The 14391-nt window shown below is 69.5% G+C and carries 15 protein-coding genes and 1 tRNA gene; 6 read left to right on the plus strand and 10 right to left on the minus strand.

The genetic code is table 11. The annotated features are described in order from the left end of the window. Positions 1-49 precede the first annotated feature (49 nt). The 3 genes from ACFVRO_RS14945 to ACFVRO_RS14955 form a co-directional block, all read right to left on the minus strand. Positions 50-1435 (minus strand): PhoH family protein, encoded by a 1386-nt coding sequence (locus ACFVRO_RS14945; protein WP_374197879.1) that lies wholly within the window; start codon positions 1433-1435, stop codon positions 50-52. A gap of 157 nt (positions 1436-1592) precedes the next feature. Then, the gene (locus tag ACFVRO_RS14950; RefSeq protein ID WP_386953651.1) at positions 1593-2723 is read right to left on the minus strand and encodes an aminotransferase class V-fold PLP-dependent enzyme; all 1131 of its coding nucleotides are present in this window, start codon (positions 2721-2723) and stop codon (positions 1593-1595) included. 22 nt (positions 2724-2745) lie between these two features. Continuing rightward, positions 2746-3525 carry an isoprenyl transferase gene (locus ACFVRO_RS14955; protein WP_105672586.1) on the minus strand — a complete coding sequence of 260 codons (780 nt, stop codon included), beginning with the start codon at positions 3523-3525 and terminating at the stop codon, positions 2746-2748. A gap of 96 nt (positions 3526-3621) precedes the next feature. Here ACFVRO_RS14955 and ACFVRO_RS14960 point away from each other — a divergent pair, with 96 nt between their 5' ends. Then, positions 3622-4356, plus strand: a complete 735-nt coding sequence (locus tag ACFVRO_RS14960; protein ID WP_386953654.1) for a hemolysin III family protein — start codon at positions 3622-3624, stop codon at positions 4354-4356. A 19-nt stretch (positions 4357-4375) separates the two neighbouring features. Here the strand turns inward: ACFVRO_RS14960 and ACFVRO_RS14965 are convergent, their stop codons facing one another. Next, on the minus strand, positions 4376-4660 hold the full coding sequence (locus tag ACFVRO_RS14965; RefSeq protein ID WP_223586764.1) for a hypothetical protein: 285 nt from the start codon (positions 4658-4660) through the stop codon (positions 4376-4378). 68 nt (positions 4661-4728) lie between these two features. On the opposite strand from ACFVRO_RS14965, the gene ACFVRO_RS14970 reads away from it, so the two are divergent. Then, a complete protein-coding gene (locus tag ACFVRO_RS14970; RefSeq protein ID WP_344011569.1) occupies positions 4729-5115 on the plus strand; it encodes a DUF4307 domain-containing protein in 387 nt (128 codons plus the stop codon). A 96-nt stretch (positions 5116-5211) separates the two neighbouring features. Next, complete coding sequence (gene greA, locus ACFVRO_RS14975) at positions 5212-5700, plus strand: transcription elongation factor GreA (protein ID WP_105672589.1); 489 nt, start codon at positions 5212-5214, stop codon at positions 5698-5700. Between the two features lie 63 nt (positions 5701-5763). On the opposite strand, the gene ilvA is transcribed toward greA, so the two are convergent. Then, complete coding sequence (gene ilvA, locus ACFVRO_RS14980; protein WP_105672590.1) at positions 5764-6993, minus strand: threonine ammonia-lyase; 1230 nt, start codon at positions 6991-6993, stop codon at positions 5764-5766. Continuing rightward, complete coding sequence (locus ACFVRO_RS14985; protein WP_386953657.1) at positions 6990-8186, minus strand: AI-2E family transporter; 1197 nt, start codon at positions 8184-8186, stop codon at positions 6990-6992. Before ACFVRO_RS14985 ends, ilvA begins: the two co-directional genes overlap by 4 nt. A 76-nt stretch (positions 8187-8262) precedes the next feature. On the opposite strand from ACFVRO_RS14985, the gene ACFVRO_RS14990 reads away from it, so the two are divergent. Next, on the plus strand, positions 8263-9525 hold the full coding sequence (locus ACFVRO_RS14990; RefSeq protein WP_386953660.1) for a winged helix-turn-helix domain-containing protein: 1263 nt from the start codon (positions 8263-8265) through the stop codon (positions 9523-9525). Next, positions 9522-9995, plus strand: a complete 474-nt coding sequence (locus tag ACFVRO_RS14995; RefSeq protein WP_386953663.1) for a hypothetical protein — start codon at positions 9522-9524, stop codon at positions 9993-9995. Before ACFVRO_RS14990 ends, ACFVRO_RS14995 begins: the two co-directional genes overlap by 4 nt. 109 nt (positions 9996-10104) lie before the next feature. Here the strand turns inward: ACFVRO_RS14995 and ACFVRO_RS15000 are convergent, their stop codons facing one another. The 3 genes from ACFVRO_RS15000 to ACFVRO_RS15010 all read right to left on the minus strand — a co-directional run bounded on the left by ACFVRO_RS15000 (position 10105) and on the right by ACFVRO_RS15010 (position 13296). Then, a complete protein-coding gene (locus ACFVRO_RS15000) occupies positions 10105-10671 on the minus strand; it encodes a LemA family protein (protein ID WP_105672593.1) in 567 nt (188 codons plus the stop codon). A gap of 79 nt (positions 10672-10750) precedes the next feature. Continuing rightward, positions 10751-12064 carry a D-arabinono-1,4-lactone oxidase gene (locus ACFVRO_RS15005; protein ID WP_386953666.1) on the minus strand — a complete coding sequence of 438 codons (1314 nt, stop codon included), beginning with the start codon at positions 12062-12064 and terminating at the stop codon, positions 10751-10753. Further along, on the minus strand, positions 12061-13296 hold the full coding sequence (locus tag ACFVRO_RS15010) for an alanine racemase (protein ID WP_386953669.1): 1236 nt from the start codon (positions 13294-13296) through the stop codon (positions 12061-12063). Before ACFVRO_RS15010 ends, ACFVRO_RS15005 begins: the two co-directional genes overlap by 4 nt. A gap of 85 nt (positions 13297-13381) precedes the next feature. On the opposite strand from ACFVRO_RS15010, the gene ACFVRO_RS15015 reads away from it, so the two are divergent. Continuing rightward, a tRNA-Leu gene (locus ACFVRO_RS15015) sits at positions 13382-13457 on the plus strand. 9 nt (positions 13458-13466) lie between these two features. On the opposite strand, the gene ACFVRO_RS15020 is transcribed toward ACFVRO_RS15015, so the two are convergent. Further along, positions 13467-14375, minus strand: coding sequence for an SDR family oxidoreductase (locus tag ACFVRO_RS15020; protein WP_386953671.1), 909 nt, complete (start codon positions 14373-14375; stop codon positions 13467-13469). Between the last annotated feature and the right edge of the window lie 16 nt (positions 14376-14391).

Here is a 14391-nt window from a genome sequence, read left to right on the forward strand (position 1 = left end):
CGGATGCCGCGGGGACCTGGTCCCCGCGGCATCCGTCTTTCTGCGTCTGTCAGCTGAGCTCGCTGCCTTCCAGCAGCTCGGTCACGAGTGCGGCGATCGCCGAGCGCTCGGAGCGGGTCAGGGTGACGTGGGCGAACAGGTCGTGCCCCTTGAGCGTCTCGATGACGCTGGCGATGCCGTCGTGACGGCCCACGCGCAGGTTGTCTCGCTGTCCGACGTCGTGGGTCAGGATGACCCGCGAGTTCTGACCCATGCGGCTCAGGACGGTCAGCAGCACGTTGCGCTCCAGGGACTGCGCCTCGTCGACGATCACGAACGCGTCGTGCAGCGAGCGCCCGCGGATGTGCGTCAGCGGGAGCACCTCGAGGATGCCGCGCTCGACGACCTCCTCCATGACGTTGCCCGAGACGACGGAACCGAGGGTGTCGAACACCGCCTGGCCCCACGGTCCCATCTTCTCGTCGCGGTCGCCCGGGAGGTACCCCAGATCCTGCCCGCCGACGGCGAACAGCGGCCGGAAGACGATGATCTTCTTCTGCTGCTGGCGCTCCAGCACGGCCTCCAGCCCGGCGCAGAGCGCCAGGGCCGACTTGCCGGTGCCCGCACGTCCGCCGAGGGAGACGATGCCGATGTCGGGGTCGAGCAGGAGGTCGATCGCGATGCGCTGCTCGGCGGAGCGGCCGTGCATGCCGAAGATGTCCCGATCGCCGCGGACGAGCCGGTACTCGCCGTCGCGGGTGACCCGCCCGAGCGCGGATCCCCGCTCCGAGTGGATGATGAGGCCGGTGTTGACCGGCAGCCCCCTGGCGTCTTCGCTGAGGCCGACCTCGCTCTCGTAGAGGTCGCTGATCTCGTCTCCGGAGAGGTCGAGGGTCGTGATTCCCGTCCATCCGGAGTCGACGGCCTGCTCGGCGAGGTACTCTTCGGCGCGCAGGCCGAGCGATGCCGCCTTCACGCGCATGGGGAGGTCCTTCGACACGATCGTGACGTCCTGCCCGTCTGCGGCGAGGTGCATGGCCACGGAGAGGATGCGGGTGTCGTTGTCGCTCAGCCGGATCCCGGCGGGGAGCACCGATGAGTCGGTGTTGGCGAGCTCGACGCGGAGCGTACCGCCGTCGCCCACCTCGACCGGGAAGTCGAGTCGTCCGTGCTCGACCCGCAGATCGTCGAGGTGGCGCAGCGCCTGACGGGCGAAGTAGCCGATCTCGGGGTCGTGGCGCTTGCCTTCCAGTTCGCTGATCACGACCACCGGGAGAACGACGGAGTGTTCGGCGAAGCGGAAGAACGCCTGCGGATCGCTCAGCAGCACGGACGTGTCGAGCACGTAGGTGCGGAGGTCCTGATCAGGGCCCTGCGGCGACGCCCCTCGCGTCGTCTTGCGGGTGGACTGCTGCTGCGCGGTGCCTGTGGGCTGCTGCGCTGTACGTGAGGTCACGACCACTCCCGACCCGGGGATTCCCGGCTTTGCGAACGAGTCGACCAGGGGGTCACGAGTCGAGAACCTGAGGCCGACCCGACCGGGCGCCTTGCCCGATGCCTAGAAGGTACGACCAGGCGCGGACATTTCCGCGCGACGACACGCCATCGATTCGTTACGCGCTGATGAACGTCTCGTTGCCGAAGGATGCCAGGGTGTCGTCGAGGAGATGCAGGGTCGCGTCGTCCGTCCCGGCGTGCGGGGCCAGACGCACCGATGCGCCGCGGGCGGTGACGACGAGCCCGGCGTTCGCGAACGCCGCCGCGAGCCGCGCGGGTTCCTCGGGCGCCAGCGTCACGATCCCCGCGCGGGCGGTGCGCTCACGGGGAGAGCTCACCGCGATGCCGTGCCGGTCGGCGATCTCCAGGACCGCATCGACCCGCTCCGCGAGGCGCTCCTCGATCGACGAGACGCCGGCGTCGCGCACATCGCGGACGCCGATCGCCAGCCGCCCGGCCGCCAGCGTGTCCGGACGGCTGACCGTGTACGCCTGCCCCGACGCCGCCGGCCCCGGCAGCTCGTCGATGACGAGTCCGGATGCCGCGGTGCCGGTGATCCCGCTGAGGACGGGAACGATGCGCTCCCGCGCCCGCGCGGAGAACCACGCGAAGCCGGTGCCGCGTCCCGCCCTGAGCCATTTGTATCCGTGACCGACGACGACGTCGGCCGCCGCATAGTCGGCCTCCACGAGGCCGAAGGACTGCACGGCGTCGAGGATCAGCAGACGGTCGGGTCCGATCAGCTCGCGCAGGGCGGCGATGTCGACTCTGTAGCCCGTGCGGAAGTCGACGTGACTCACCGCGACCGCCGACACCTCGTCGTCGAGCGCTCCGGCGACGGCATCCGGGGTCACGCGCCCGTCCTCCGGGGAGATCCATCGCGGCACGAGGGTGCCGTGAGAGGCCTGGGCCGCGCGCTCGAGCGTGAGGCTGACGCTCGGGAACTCCCCTGTCGCCGCGACGACCGCGCCCGAGAGTCCGTACAGCGCCTGCATGAGACCGTGCGTCGACGAGCCCTGCAGGGTCACGTCGGCGGCGTCTGCGCCGAGGAGCTCGGCGACGAGCTCCTGCGCCTGCCCGAGGCGCTCTTCCACCAGAGCGAGAGACGACGGACGTCCGCTGCCGAGCAGATCGGCGTCGGCGAAGACCTCCTCGCGAACCGAGGGTGACAGCGGCCCGAAGGCCGCCCAGTTCAGATAGCCGGGTTCGGCGTCGAAGGTCGCGAGGTAGTCGTCGAAAGTGCTCACCGCGTCATTCTGGCACGCCGGATCAGCGGCCGAAGCGGCGGTCGCGGTCGGCGTAATCGCGGATCGCGCGGAGGAAGTCGACCTGGCGCAGGTCAGGGCCGAGAGCCTCCACGAAATAGAACTCGCTGTGCGCGCTCTGCCAGAGCAGGAAGTCGCTCAGCCGCTGCTCACCGCTCGTGCGGATCACGAGGTCGGGGTCGGGCTGGCCACCCGTGTAGAGGTGCTCGCCGATCATCTCCGGGGTGAGGTGGGCCGCGAGGTCCTCCATCGTCCCGCCGGAGGCCTCGTGCTTCACCAGGATGCTGCGCACGGCGTCGACGATCTCGTTGCGTCCGCCGTAGCCGACAGCGAGGTTCACGTGGAGCCCGGTGTGGTCACGCGTGCGCTCCTCGGCATCCGCCAGCACCCGTGCGAGCTCCTTCGGGAGGATGTCGGAGCGCCCGACGTGCTTGACCCGCCAGTTGCCCTCGCGGGAGAGCGCCTCGGCGAGCTCCGCGATGATCTCGATCAGGTCGGCGAGCTCCGCGGAGTCGCGCTTGCGGAGGTTGTCGCTCGAGAGGAGGTACAGCGAGACCACCCGGATACCGAGCTCATCGCACCAGCCGAGGAACTCCCGCATCTTGGCGGCGCCGGCGCGGTGGCCCTCCGCCGGCGTCGTGTAGCCCAGCTGTCTCGCCCACCGACGGTTGCCGTCGATCATCATGGCGACGTGGTGCGGCATGGACGCGCGGTTCAGGTGGCGGCGCAGTCGGCTGGTGTAGAGCCGGTACAGCGGACCTCGCCCCTGACTCTCCCGTGACATCACTCCCCTACGCTACCGCGCCGGAGGGCCCTGAGCCGGAGCGGAAGCTGTGGATATGTACGCCTCACGGCATGCGGCCCGGCCTAGAGTGAGCACGTGAGCACACCCGAGCCCTCGCTTCCCGACGTCCCGCAGCTGCCGCTCCTCGACGCGGCGGCGAAGGACGCCGCGGTCGAGATCAAGCCGACCTGGCGCGGCTGGATCCACGCCGGCGTCTTCCCGATCGCGATCGTCGCGGGCATCGTCCTCATCGCGCTCACGGTCGGAACTCCCGGCAAGTGGGCATCCGCGGTGTTCATGGCGACCTCGCTGCTGCTGTTCGGCAACTCGGCGCTGTACCACCGCTTCAATTGGCGCCCCGCCGTCAAGATCATCCTCAAGCGCATCGATCACGTGAACATCGTGCTGCTGATCTCCGGGACGTACACTCCGCTCGCCGTGCTCGCACTCCCCCCGGAGAAGGGCACGCTGCTGCTCGTGTTCGTGTGGAGCGGCGCACTGCTCGTCATCCTGTTCCGGGTGTTCTGGCTCAATGCCCCCCGCTGGCTCTATGTGGCGCTCTACCTGGCGCTGGGCTGGGCCGCGGTGATGTACATGGGCGATCTGTTCCGCGCGAATGTCGCGATGGTGGTGCTGGTGATCGTCGGAGGACTGCTCTACACGGTCGGCGCGGTCATCTACGCGATGAAGAAGCCCAACCCGTGGCCGGGGCGCTTCGGCTTCCACGAGATCTTCCACGTGTGCACGGTGCTCGCGTTCCTGTGCCACTGGGCGGCGTGCCTGCTCATCGCGCTGGCCCCGCTGAGCCCCTCGCTGGGCATCCCTGGCTGATCGCCCGGAGGGGCCGTTCTCAGCGCCTCAGCGGATCGTCGTCGCCCTCGTCGACGATCGGGAGGTCGGCGTCGGTCTCGGTGGCCCTGTCGGCCGCGAGCGCAGCCTCTTCGGCATCCAGCTCCTCCCTGACCTCCTCGCGGTACCGCACCCGCCGGATGCGGCGGTTCATGTCGAGGATGAGCAGGATCACCGCGATGAGGATGATCACGACCGCGGCGAAGCCGACGAAGCCGGGGGTGACCAACTCCGGCTTCACCGTCATCGTGGGCGTCGGCATCGGGGTGTCGGTCAGAGCGAGCATGTGTCGGCCTTTCATGCGCAGGTCGCATAACCTGGAACCACCAGCCTAACGACCGGAAGACCCCACCCGTGACGACCGCACAAGAGCTCGACGAACGCTATGGCCGCACCCGCAGGAAGCGGATGCCGTGGATCATCGCGATCGTCGTCGCCGTCCTCGCGGTCGGCGCGTTCGGATGGATGACCGCTGTGCGCGAGATGCAGTCGGTGGATGCCGACGATCTGGGCTTCGACCTCGTCGACCAGCACAGCGTGAACGTGCGGTTCCAGCTCACCGGAGTGCAGGGGAAAGCCGTCACGTGCATCGTCGAGGCGCTCGACGAGGAGTTCGGCGTCGTGGGCTGGAAGGTCGTGGAGATCCCCGCAGGGGACGACCATTCCCAGGCGCTGTCCGCCACCGTGCCGACCGTGTCGAAGGCCACCACAGGTTTGGTGAACACCTGCTGGGTCGCCTAGACTCGACGCAGACAGACGACGCCCTGGCACCGTGCCGGGGCGTCTTGGCATATCCCCCGCAGGTGCGGCCGGGATACCGAACGAAGGAGCTTCGTCATGTCTACCGATGCTCAGGTTCCCTTCCTCACGCAGGAAGCATACGACCGGCTCGTCGCTGAGCTGGAGCACCTGTCCACCACCGGCCGCGACGAGATCGCCAAGCGCATCGAGGCCGCACGCGAAGAGGGCGATCTCAAGGAGAACGGCGGGTACCACGCCGCCAAAGACGAGCAGGGCAAGCAGGAGGCGCGCATCCGCACGCTGGAGAGCCTCCTCAAGACCGCGAAGGTCGGCGAGGCTCCCGCGAGCCGCGGCATCGTCGAGCCGGGCACGGTCGTCACCGCGATCGTCGCCGGCGGCGAAGAGGTCTTCCTCCTCGGCAGCCGTGAGATCGCGGTGGGCAGCGACCTCGACGTGTACAGCGAGGCGAGCCCCCTCGGACAGGCGATCCTCGGCCTCAAGGTCGGCGAGAAGTCGTCCTACGAGGCGCCGAACGGCCGATCGATCTCGGTCGAGATCGTGGACGTCGAGACCTACACGGGCTGATCGCGTCCCGCATCACACGAAGAAGCCCCGTCCTCACGGACGGGGCTTCTTCGTGTGATGCGCTCAGTCGGGGACGACGATGGGCTCGAAGCCCGCACGGCGCAGCGTGTCGAGCGTGTGCTCGGAGTGCTCCGCGCCACGCGTCTCGACGCTGAGCTCGAGGAACACCTCGCTGATCTGCAGGCCGTGCCCGTGCCGGGTGTGCATCGCCTCGATGACGTTGGCTCCGGCCTCGGCGATGAGCTCCGACACGCGGGCGAGCTGACCGGGCCGGTCGGGCAGAGGAATGCGGATGGTGAGGTACCGACCGGATGCCGCGAGCCCGTGCGACACGACGCGCTGCAGCAGCAGCGGATCGATGTTGCCCCCGGAGATCACCGCCATGGTCGTGCCGGTCGCCGTGACCTTGCCGGCGAGGATCGCGGCCACTCCTGCGGCTCCGGCGGGCTCCGCGACGACCTTCGCCTGCTCGAGCAGCACGAGGATCGCACGCGCCAGGTCGTCATCCGTGACGGTCACCACCTCGTCGACGAGGTCCTTGATGATGTCGAACGGGATCGCCCCTGGGCGCGCCACGAGGATGCCGTCGGCGATCGTGGGCCGTGTCTCGATGTCGACGGGGTGTCCGGCCACGAGCGACGGCGGGATCGCGGCCGCGTTCTCGGCCTGGACGCCGATGATGCGCACCGTGCGTCCGAGCTCGGCGGCACGGGCCTTGACCGCGGCGGCGACGCCGGCGATCAGCCCGCCCCCACCGATGCCGAGGAGGATGGTGTCGACCTCGGGAGCGTCTTCGAGGAGCTCGAGTCCGAGCGTGCCCTGGCCGATCACGATGTCACGGTGGTCGAAGGGGTGGATCAGCACGGCGCCGGTGCGTTCGGCGAACTCCGCCGCGAGACGGAGCGAGGTCGCGACCGTCTCCCCCTCCAGCACGACGTCAGCACCGTAGCCCCTGGTCGCGAGCAGCTTGGGGACCGGAACCCCCAGGGGCATGAAGATCGTGGCGGGGATGCCGAGCGACTGCGCGGCCAGAGCGACGCCCTGGGCGTGATTGCCGGCGGATGCCGCCACGACGCCGCGTGCGCGCTCCTCAGGGCTCAGCCGCGACAGCCGGTAGGCGGCCCCGCGGATCTTGAAGGATCCGGTGCGCTGCAGGTTCTCCATCTTCAGCAGCACCGGCGCGCCCAGAATGTCCGACAGCGCACGGGACGGCAGCGTCGGCGTGTGCGAAATCACCTCAGCCAGGCTCTGAGCCGCGTGCTCGAACTCGGTCAGGCTGGGGACTGCGCTCATCGATTGCTCCTTCTCCGCTGCCGCGGGACTGTACTCCAGATAAGGTCCGCATCGGGCTGGGCGCCGGTGCGCCAGGATCCGGTGCTGACGGTGACGGCCGCGACGTTGACGAACGCCGCGAGGGGAACCGCGAACAGCGCCCCGGGGATGCCGCCGATCATCGACCCGCCGGCGACGACGAGCACGACCGCGAGCGGGTGCACCTTCACCGCGGAGCCCATCATGATCGGCTGCAGGATGTGACCCTCGACCTGCTGGACGAGGAGCACGACGCCGAGCATCGCCAGGGCGATCCACGGTCCGTTGTAGACGAGGGCGAGCAGGACGGCGATCGCACCCGTGACGACCGCTCCGACGATCGGCACGAACGAGCCGAGGAACACCAGCACGGCGACGGGGATCGCGAGCGGGACGCCGAGCAGCAGCGCGCCGAGCCCGATACCCACGGCGTCGATGGCGGCGACGAAGAGCTGCGTGCGGGCGTAGTTGACGATCGTCGCCCACCCGTTGCGGGCGGCGCCGTCCGCGGCGGGGCGAGCGGCCCGCGGGAACAGCCGCAGCGTCCACTTCCAGATGCCCCCGCCGTCGGCGAGCAGGCAGATCAGGATGAACAGTGCCAGCACGGCACCGGTGACGACGTGCGCGGCGGTCGTGCCGACCGTGAGCGCGCCGTTGAGAAGCAGGTCGGCCTGGTCGTTGAAGAAGCCGCCGGCCTTGTCGAGATAGCCGTCGATCTCTTTCTGCGTGAGGTTGAGTGGATCGCCCATCAGGAACTTCTGGAGATCATCGACCGCCTGGGAGCTGCGGTCCTGCACGTCCTGCAGCTGGGCTTTGATCTGCCAGACCACCAGCGTGATGAGGGCCGCGACGATGCCGAGAGTGCCCACGAGCGAGACGGTCACCGCCGCCCAGCGGGGGAACCCCTTGCGCAGCATCCATTCGAACGCCGGCCAGAGCAGGGCGGTGACGAGGATGCCGACCATGAGCGGGATCACCAGGAGCTTCAGCTGGATGACGATCCAGATGAACCCGGCGACCACGGCCGCGATCAGCAGGATGCGCCAGGCGAAGCCCGCCGTGATGCGCAACCCGATCGGGACGGCCTCATCGGCCTCTGTGGTGACTGTGCGGTCGGTCGAGACCGGGCGCGGGCGGAAGAGATCCCTCAGCCTCGGACGCTGCTCTTCACTCATCGCCCAAGTCTACGGGGATCACGCGCCGACGAACGTCGGAGCGGCCGGTGTCGGCGCCCGGCGTTACGCTGGCGACGTGACAGACACCCTCAGCGCCGCCCAGGCCAGACGGATCGCTCTCGCCGCGCAGGGCTTCACGCGCTCGCGCCCGGCATCCGTCTCCGCCCGCCACCTGCACACCGTCATGGGGCGGCTCGGCGCGCTGCAGATCGACTCGGTCAACGTGTTCGCACGGTCGCACTACATGCCGCTGTTCTCGCGCCTCGGGGCGTACGATCCGGCGCTGCTCGATCGGGTCTTCCTGTCTCGCACGACCCACTACGTCGAGTACCTCGCTCACGAGGCCACCTTCATGCCGATCGAGGACTGGCCGCTGTGGCGCTTCCGGCGCGAGTACTTCCGGAAGCGGCTCTCGAACCCCGATTCCTGGGCTGCCGGCAATGCCCGAACGCTCGCGTGGGTGCAGGACGAGCTGCGGGCACGCGGTCCGCTGCGGCCAGCTGACATCAGGGCCGACGCTCCGCGCGAACGCGGCACCTGGTGGGACTGGGACGAGGTGAAGCTCGCCCTCGAGCACCTCTGGCGCACCGGCGACGTCGCCATCAGCGGTCGCAAGGGCTTCGAGCGCACCTACGCGCTGGCCGAGCAGGTCGTACCAGCGGGCATCCTGTCGCAGGAGATCGCGGTGTCCGATGCGATCCGCGAGCTCACGCGTCGCGCCGCCCGCTCCTCGGGAATCGCGACGGCGTCCGACCTCGCCGACTACTACCGCATCCGTGATCGGTCCGCGATCAGCACCGCGATCGCCGACCTGACGGATGCCGGTGAGCTGGTGCCCGTGCACGTGAAGGGGTGGGAGCGGCAGGGGCGCCCGCTCCCCGCGTGGCGCCATGCCGACGCCGTTCTGCCGCGGCGGGTGGATGCCGCGGCGCTGCTGACGCCGTTCGACCCGGTCGTGTGGTTCCGGGACAGGGCTCTGCGGGCGTTCGACCTCGACTACCGGATCGAGATCTATGTGCCGGCCGAGAAACGACGCTTCGGGTACTACTCCCTGCCCGTGCTCGTCGGAGACAGGATCGTCGCTCGCGTCGATCTCAAGGCCGATCGCGCCGCCTCGACGCTGCAGGTGCAGTCGGCCTGGTGGGAGCCGCAGGCCCGGCCAGCGGAAGACGCGGAGCGCATCGCGGCCGAGCTCGCCCTCGCTGCCGCATGGCAGGGCCTGGAGCACGTGTCGGTGTCGGGCTGGGGAACCGCCGCCGACGCCCTGCACAGGGAACTCGATGCGAGACGTGACGCCTCGGTGACGCGCCACGTGCACGCCAGGGAGAGCGCTGCGTGAGCAGACGTGCGGGGTGGATCATCGGCGCCGTGGTCGCGATGCTGGTGATCGCGGCCGCGGCGGCGTGGATCTGGCTGGCGACGAGCGCTCCGCCCGCCGCTCGCCCCACCCCGAGCGCTGCGGCGACCACTGCCGCCCCTGCCGCCGAGCGGGCCCAGGCCGCGCTCGACGGCCTGCTCACGGCGTGCGCCGACAGCACGGCGAGCGAGCCACCGGAGCACTGCGGCATCCGCATCCCCTGGGGCACCGAGTTCTCCACGGTGAGCAGCATCCGCTATCGCGTCGAGAAGCTGCCCGCGCTCGTGCTGGACGGAGACTCCTTCACGGCGAGCGGCGGAGCGCTCGTCGCAACGGTCAGCGGAACCGGGCAGGACGGTGCCGCGCGCACCGAGACCTATCGCACAGACGACTGGGCGGTGCGCGGCGACGCGAAGGTCACCGACAGCGCCGTCGACCTCTCCGTGTGGTGAGGCGTCGGATGCCGCACGGCACCGCATCTGGTGAGCCGTCAGATCCGGCGGGACAACACCGCCCCGTGAAGCGCCACAGTCTGGCGAGGCGTCAGATCCCAGCGAGGCGTCAGAACTGCACGCGCGGAGGCTCGGAGATCGCTCCGCTGTCGGCCACCTCGAAGAACTCGCGCTCGGTGAAGCCGAGGCCTTTGGCGAAGAGGTTGTTCGGGAACACCTTGATCTTGGTGTTCAGCTCGCGCACCCCGCCGTTGTAGAAGCGTCGCGCGGCCTGGATCTTGTCTTCCGTGTCGACGAGCGACTGCTGCACCTGGAGGAAGTTCTGGCTGGCCTGCAGCTGCGGGTACGCCTCGGCGACCGCGAACAGGCTGCGCAGCGCCTGCTGCAGGTGGCCTTCGGCGATGCCGGCTTCGCCCGGTCCGCCCGCCGACAGCGTCTCCGCACGCGCACGGGTGACGTTCTCGAAGACGGCCTTCTCGTGAGACGCGTAGCCCTTGACGGTCTCGATGAGGTTGGGGATGAGATCCGCGCGTCTCTTGAGCTGCACCGTGATGCCGCTCCAGGCCTCATCGACGCGGACGTTGAGCTGCACCAGCGAGTTGTACGTCGCCCAGAGATAGATTCCGATGAGCAGAACCAGACCGACGATGATCAGTACCGGTACGAGCCATTCCATCAGAGCCCCACCCTTCCTCGTTTTGTCCCCATCCTATCGACGCTCTCTGCGCGTCGACTGGGTACGCCGCGCGGTGGGGTCAGGCGCCGAGCACGCGGTCGAGGTAGCGGTTGGCGAAGCGCCGCTCGGGGTCGAGGCGGTCACGCAGTGCCGTGAAGTCGTTGAATCGCGGGTAGCTCTCGCGCAGCTGATCCGCGGTGCGCGTGTGCAGCTTGCCCCAGTGCGGACGCCCTCCGTACTCGACCATGATCTGCTCGACCGCCTCGAAGTACGGGGTCGGGTCGGCGCGCCAGTAGCGGTGCACGGCGATGTAGCCGGACGCGCGTCCGTGGGCGGTCGACAGCCAGCGGTCGTCCTCCTGGGCGAAGCGCACCTCGATGGGGAACTCGATCCGCCATCCGCGCTCCCGGATCAGCTCCTGCACGGCACGGAAGGCCGGAACCACGTTCTCGACCGGCAGCGCGTACTCCATCTCGCGGAAGCGCACCGTGCGGCTCTGCGTGAGCACGCGGTGCGAGAGATCGGTGTACGTGCGGTCGCCCGTGAGCTTCACCGCGAGCCTGCTGAACGGCGGCGTGATCGAGGGCACGGCCTGACCGGCCGCGCAGACCACGCGGTACACGCCGTTGGAGAGCAGGGTCTCGTCGATCCACCGCCCGACGGGAGGGAGCGGCTCACGGCGCGTCGACTCGGGAAGCCGCGTCTGCCTCTTGGTGAGGGCGACGTCCGTGTGCGGGAACCAGTAGAACTCGAAGTGATCGGATGAGGCGGCGCGCTCGTCGATCGTGGCGAGCACGTCGTCCAGCGGAGCCGGCTCGTCGATCGCGGTCATGACGAACGCGGGCACGCACTGCAGCGTGACCTCGACGAGGATGCCGAGTGCGCCGAGCCCGAGGGCCACGGCGGGGAGCATCTCGGCGTTCTGCTGCTCGTCGATGCGGAGGAACTCTCCGGCGGCGGTGATCATCGTGACGCCGACCACCTGGGTGGCGAGTCCGCCGTATCCGACGCCGGTTCCATGGGTGCCGGTCGAGATGGCTCCGGAGATCGACTGCCGGTCGATGTCCCCCAGGTTCTGCATCGCGAGCCCGTAGGGCGCGAGCAGCGCGGGAATCCGGTGCAGTCTGGTGCCCGCGAGCAGCGTAACGCGACCGGTCGCGGCATCCGCCGACACCAGTCCTTGCAGGTCGTCGAGCTCCAGCAGCACCCCGGGAGCGACGGCGATGCCGGTGAAGCTGTGGCCTGCCCCCACCGCCTTCACCGTCAGGCCCTGCGAGACCGCAGCGGTGACCGCGCGCTGCACACCCTCGGGAGAGCGCGGACGCTCCACTCTGAGGGGCTTCACGGATGCCGAGCGCGCCCAGTTCTGCCAGGTGCCGCCGATTCTCGTCACAGGAACGCCTTTCCCTCTCCCCGGTACGTGGGCAGCTCGTCGATGATCTCGTCGCCGGAGACGAGGTGGTACGCGTCGATGCGCTCCGCGGCTTCTCCGCTCTTGGAGTGGCGGAACCAGACGCGGTCGCCGACGCCGAGAGTCGTCGCCGCTCTCCCCTGCAACGGTGTCTGCACCTCTCCCGCGGCCTCGCGCGGCATCGTGCGCAGACCCTCCGGCCACACGGGAAGCGGCTGGCGGGACGCCACGGGCGGCCCGGAGGCGATCCATCCGCCGCCCAGCACGGTCGCGATGTCGGCGGTCGGTCTGCGCACCACGTCGAACGCGAAGGCTGCCGCCGGGGCAGGGCGGAAGGAGCGGTACCCGTCGAACAGGTGCCCGCCGAGCAGACCGCTGCCCGCACTCGCCTCCGTGAGCGACTCGTCGCTGCCCGTGAACTCGAGTGAGCCGGTGCCGCCGCCGTTGAGGAACTCGAGCGGCGCGATGGGAGCGGTCGCGGCGACGATCTCCGCCCTGCGCTCGCGGAGCTCCGATCGGGACCGCGCCTGCACCGCGCGGATGAGCGGAGCATCCGGCCCTGCGGCGTCTCCCTGACCGGCGATCTGCGCGTCGTACATCTGCAGCCCCACGAGCCGGAAGCCCGGACGGGCGACGACCTTGCGAGCGAACGCGGCGACCTCGCCGGCGGTGAACAGTCCGGAGCGGCGCACGCCGATGTGCCCGAGCAGCGGTGAGCGCAGCGAAGCGTCGACGTCGATCGCGACCCTGATCTCCGGACGGCTCCCGGGTCCTGCGACGCTGTCGATGACATCGAGGTGCACCGGGTCGTCGATCATGAGGGTGATGCGCGCGGCGGCCTGCTCGTCGGCGAACAGCCGCTGCAGCGCCGCGCGGTCGACGGTCGGATAGCCGAGGACGATGTCGTCGTGCGTGTCGGCGAGCCAGAGAGCCTCCGGCAGCGTGAACGCCAGGATCCCGTGGAACCCCGGAAGCGCCAGCACCGCGTCGAGAACCGCGCGCACGCGCACCGACTTCGAGGCGACGCGGATCGGCAGACCGCCCGAGCGCACGAGGAGATCGAGCGCGTTGTGGCGCAGTGCCTCTCGGTCGATCACGGCGACGGGCGCCGGCAGATGTCCGGTGGCCGCGGAGAGCCGTGGCCAGTATCGGGCGGGTTCCTCCCACTCGGGCGCGACCGGTGTGGGGCTCAGTTCTTCGGTGAGGTCGAGCACTCCCCCACCCTACGGCTTCTCGGACTCGGATTCACAGAATCGGGAACCCGGTCGCACCCCGGTCGCGCTTGTAGGCTGGCGACGGGCCCCCGTAGCCCAATGGCAGAGGCAGGCGACTTAAAATCGCTTCAGTGTCGGTTCGAGTCCGACCGGGGGTACCACCGGATCGCTCAGATCGGGAGCGGCGTTCCCGTGAGCCCCTCGGCTGCCGCCACCAGTCTCGCCGCGACGTCCAGATCACGGGCGCTGCGGGGTATCCGGACACGCGTCGTCGGACCCACCAGACCGAGTGCACCGCCGGGACCGTAGTAGGCCCCCTGCTCCGCCGAAGGATCAGCCGCCGCGAAGAGCAGAGGCTCTGCACCGGTCTCCACGGACTGCGATGGCAGGATCGTGCGGCGGATCGGCGGCAGCTGCTCGGCCCGTCCGAGATTACGTCCGGCGGTCTGGAGGTTGGTGCGGGTGTAGCCGGGGTGGGCGATCGTGGACAGCAGAGGCAGTCCCCCGCGCGTCGCGATGGCCGCGAGGTGCCTGCCGAAGTAGAGATCGGCGAGCTTGGACTGGGCGTAAGCGGCCGTCCGGCTGTACCTCCTCTCCCACTGCAGATCTCCGAATCGGATCCGCCCGAAGTTCGCAGTGCCGCTGGACATCGTTGCAACCCGGGGCGACTCGGATGCGAGCAGAACCGGCATCAGCAGCGCCGTGAGCGCGAACGGGCCGAGGAAGTTGGTGCCGAACTGGAGCTCGAACCCGTCGGCGGTCGTCATCCTCTGCGGCGGAATCATGACCCCGGCGTTGTTGACCAGAGTGTGCACAGGGCGATCCTCCGAGCGGATTCCGTCGGCGAAAGCCCGGATGCTGCGGAGGTCCGCGAGGTCGAGCCGACGCACCTCGACGTCTGCGTCCGGGTGACTCCTGAGGATTTCGGCTTTCGCAGCCTCTCCCTTCTCCAGGGACCTCACGGCCATGATCACCTCGGCTCCGGCCACCGCGAGTCGCGCGGCCGCCTCTCTGCCGGTGCCGCTGTTCGAGCCGGTTACGACGATGCGTCGTCCGGTCTGATCGGGAACGGTGTACATGTCAGCCTTCTCCTGG

This window comes from Microbacterium sp. NPDC057944 (genome assembly GCF_042887445.1).
GTDB classification, from domain to species: Bacteria; Actinomycetota; Actinomycetes; order Actinomycetales; family Microbacteriaceae; genus Microbacterium; species Microbacterium natoriense.

Bases quoted from the DNA above. Each gene is read 5' to 3' on its own strand.
- ACFVRO_RS14985 (WP_386953657.1), bottom strand. From the start codon at position 8,186: ATGAGTGAAGAGCAGCGTCCGAGGCTGAGGGATCTCTTCCGCCCGCGC.
- ilvA (WP_105672590.1), bottom strand. From the start codon at position 6,993: ATGAGCGCAGTCCCCAGCCTGACCGAGTTCGAGCACGCGGCTCAGAGC.
- ACFVRO_RS15000 (WP_105672593.1), bottom strand. From the start codon at position 10,671: ATGGAATGGCTCGTACCGGTACTGATCATCGTCGGTCTGGTTCTGCTC.
- ACFVRO_RS14965 (WP_223586764.1), bottom strand. From the start codon at position 4,660: ATGCTCGCTCTGACCGACACCCCGATGCCGACGCCCACGATGACGGTG.
- ACFVRO_RS14955 (WP_105672586.1), bottom strand. From the start codon at position 3,525: ATGTCACGGGAGAGTCAGGGGCGAGGTCCGCTGTACCGGCTCTACACC.
- greA (WP_105672589.1), top strand. From the start codon at position 5,212: ATGTCTACCGATGCTCAGGTTCCCTTCCTCACGCAGGAAGCATACGAC.
- ACFVRO_RS15020 (WP_386953671.1), bottom strand. From the start codon at position 14,375: ATGTACACCGTTCCCGATCAGACCGGACGACGCATCGTCGTAACCGGC.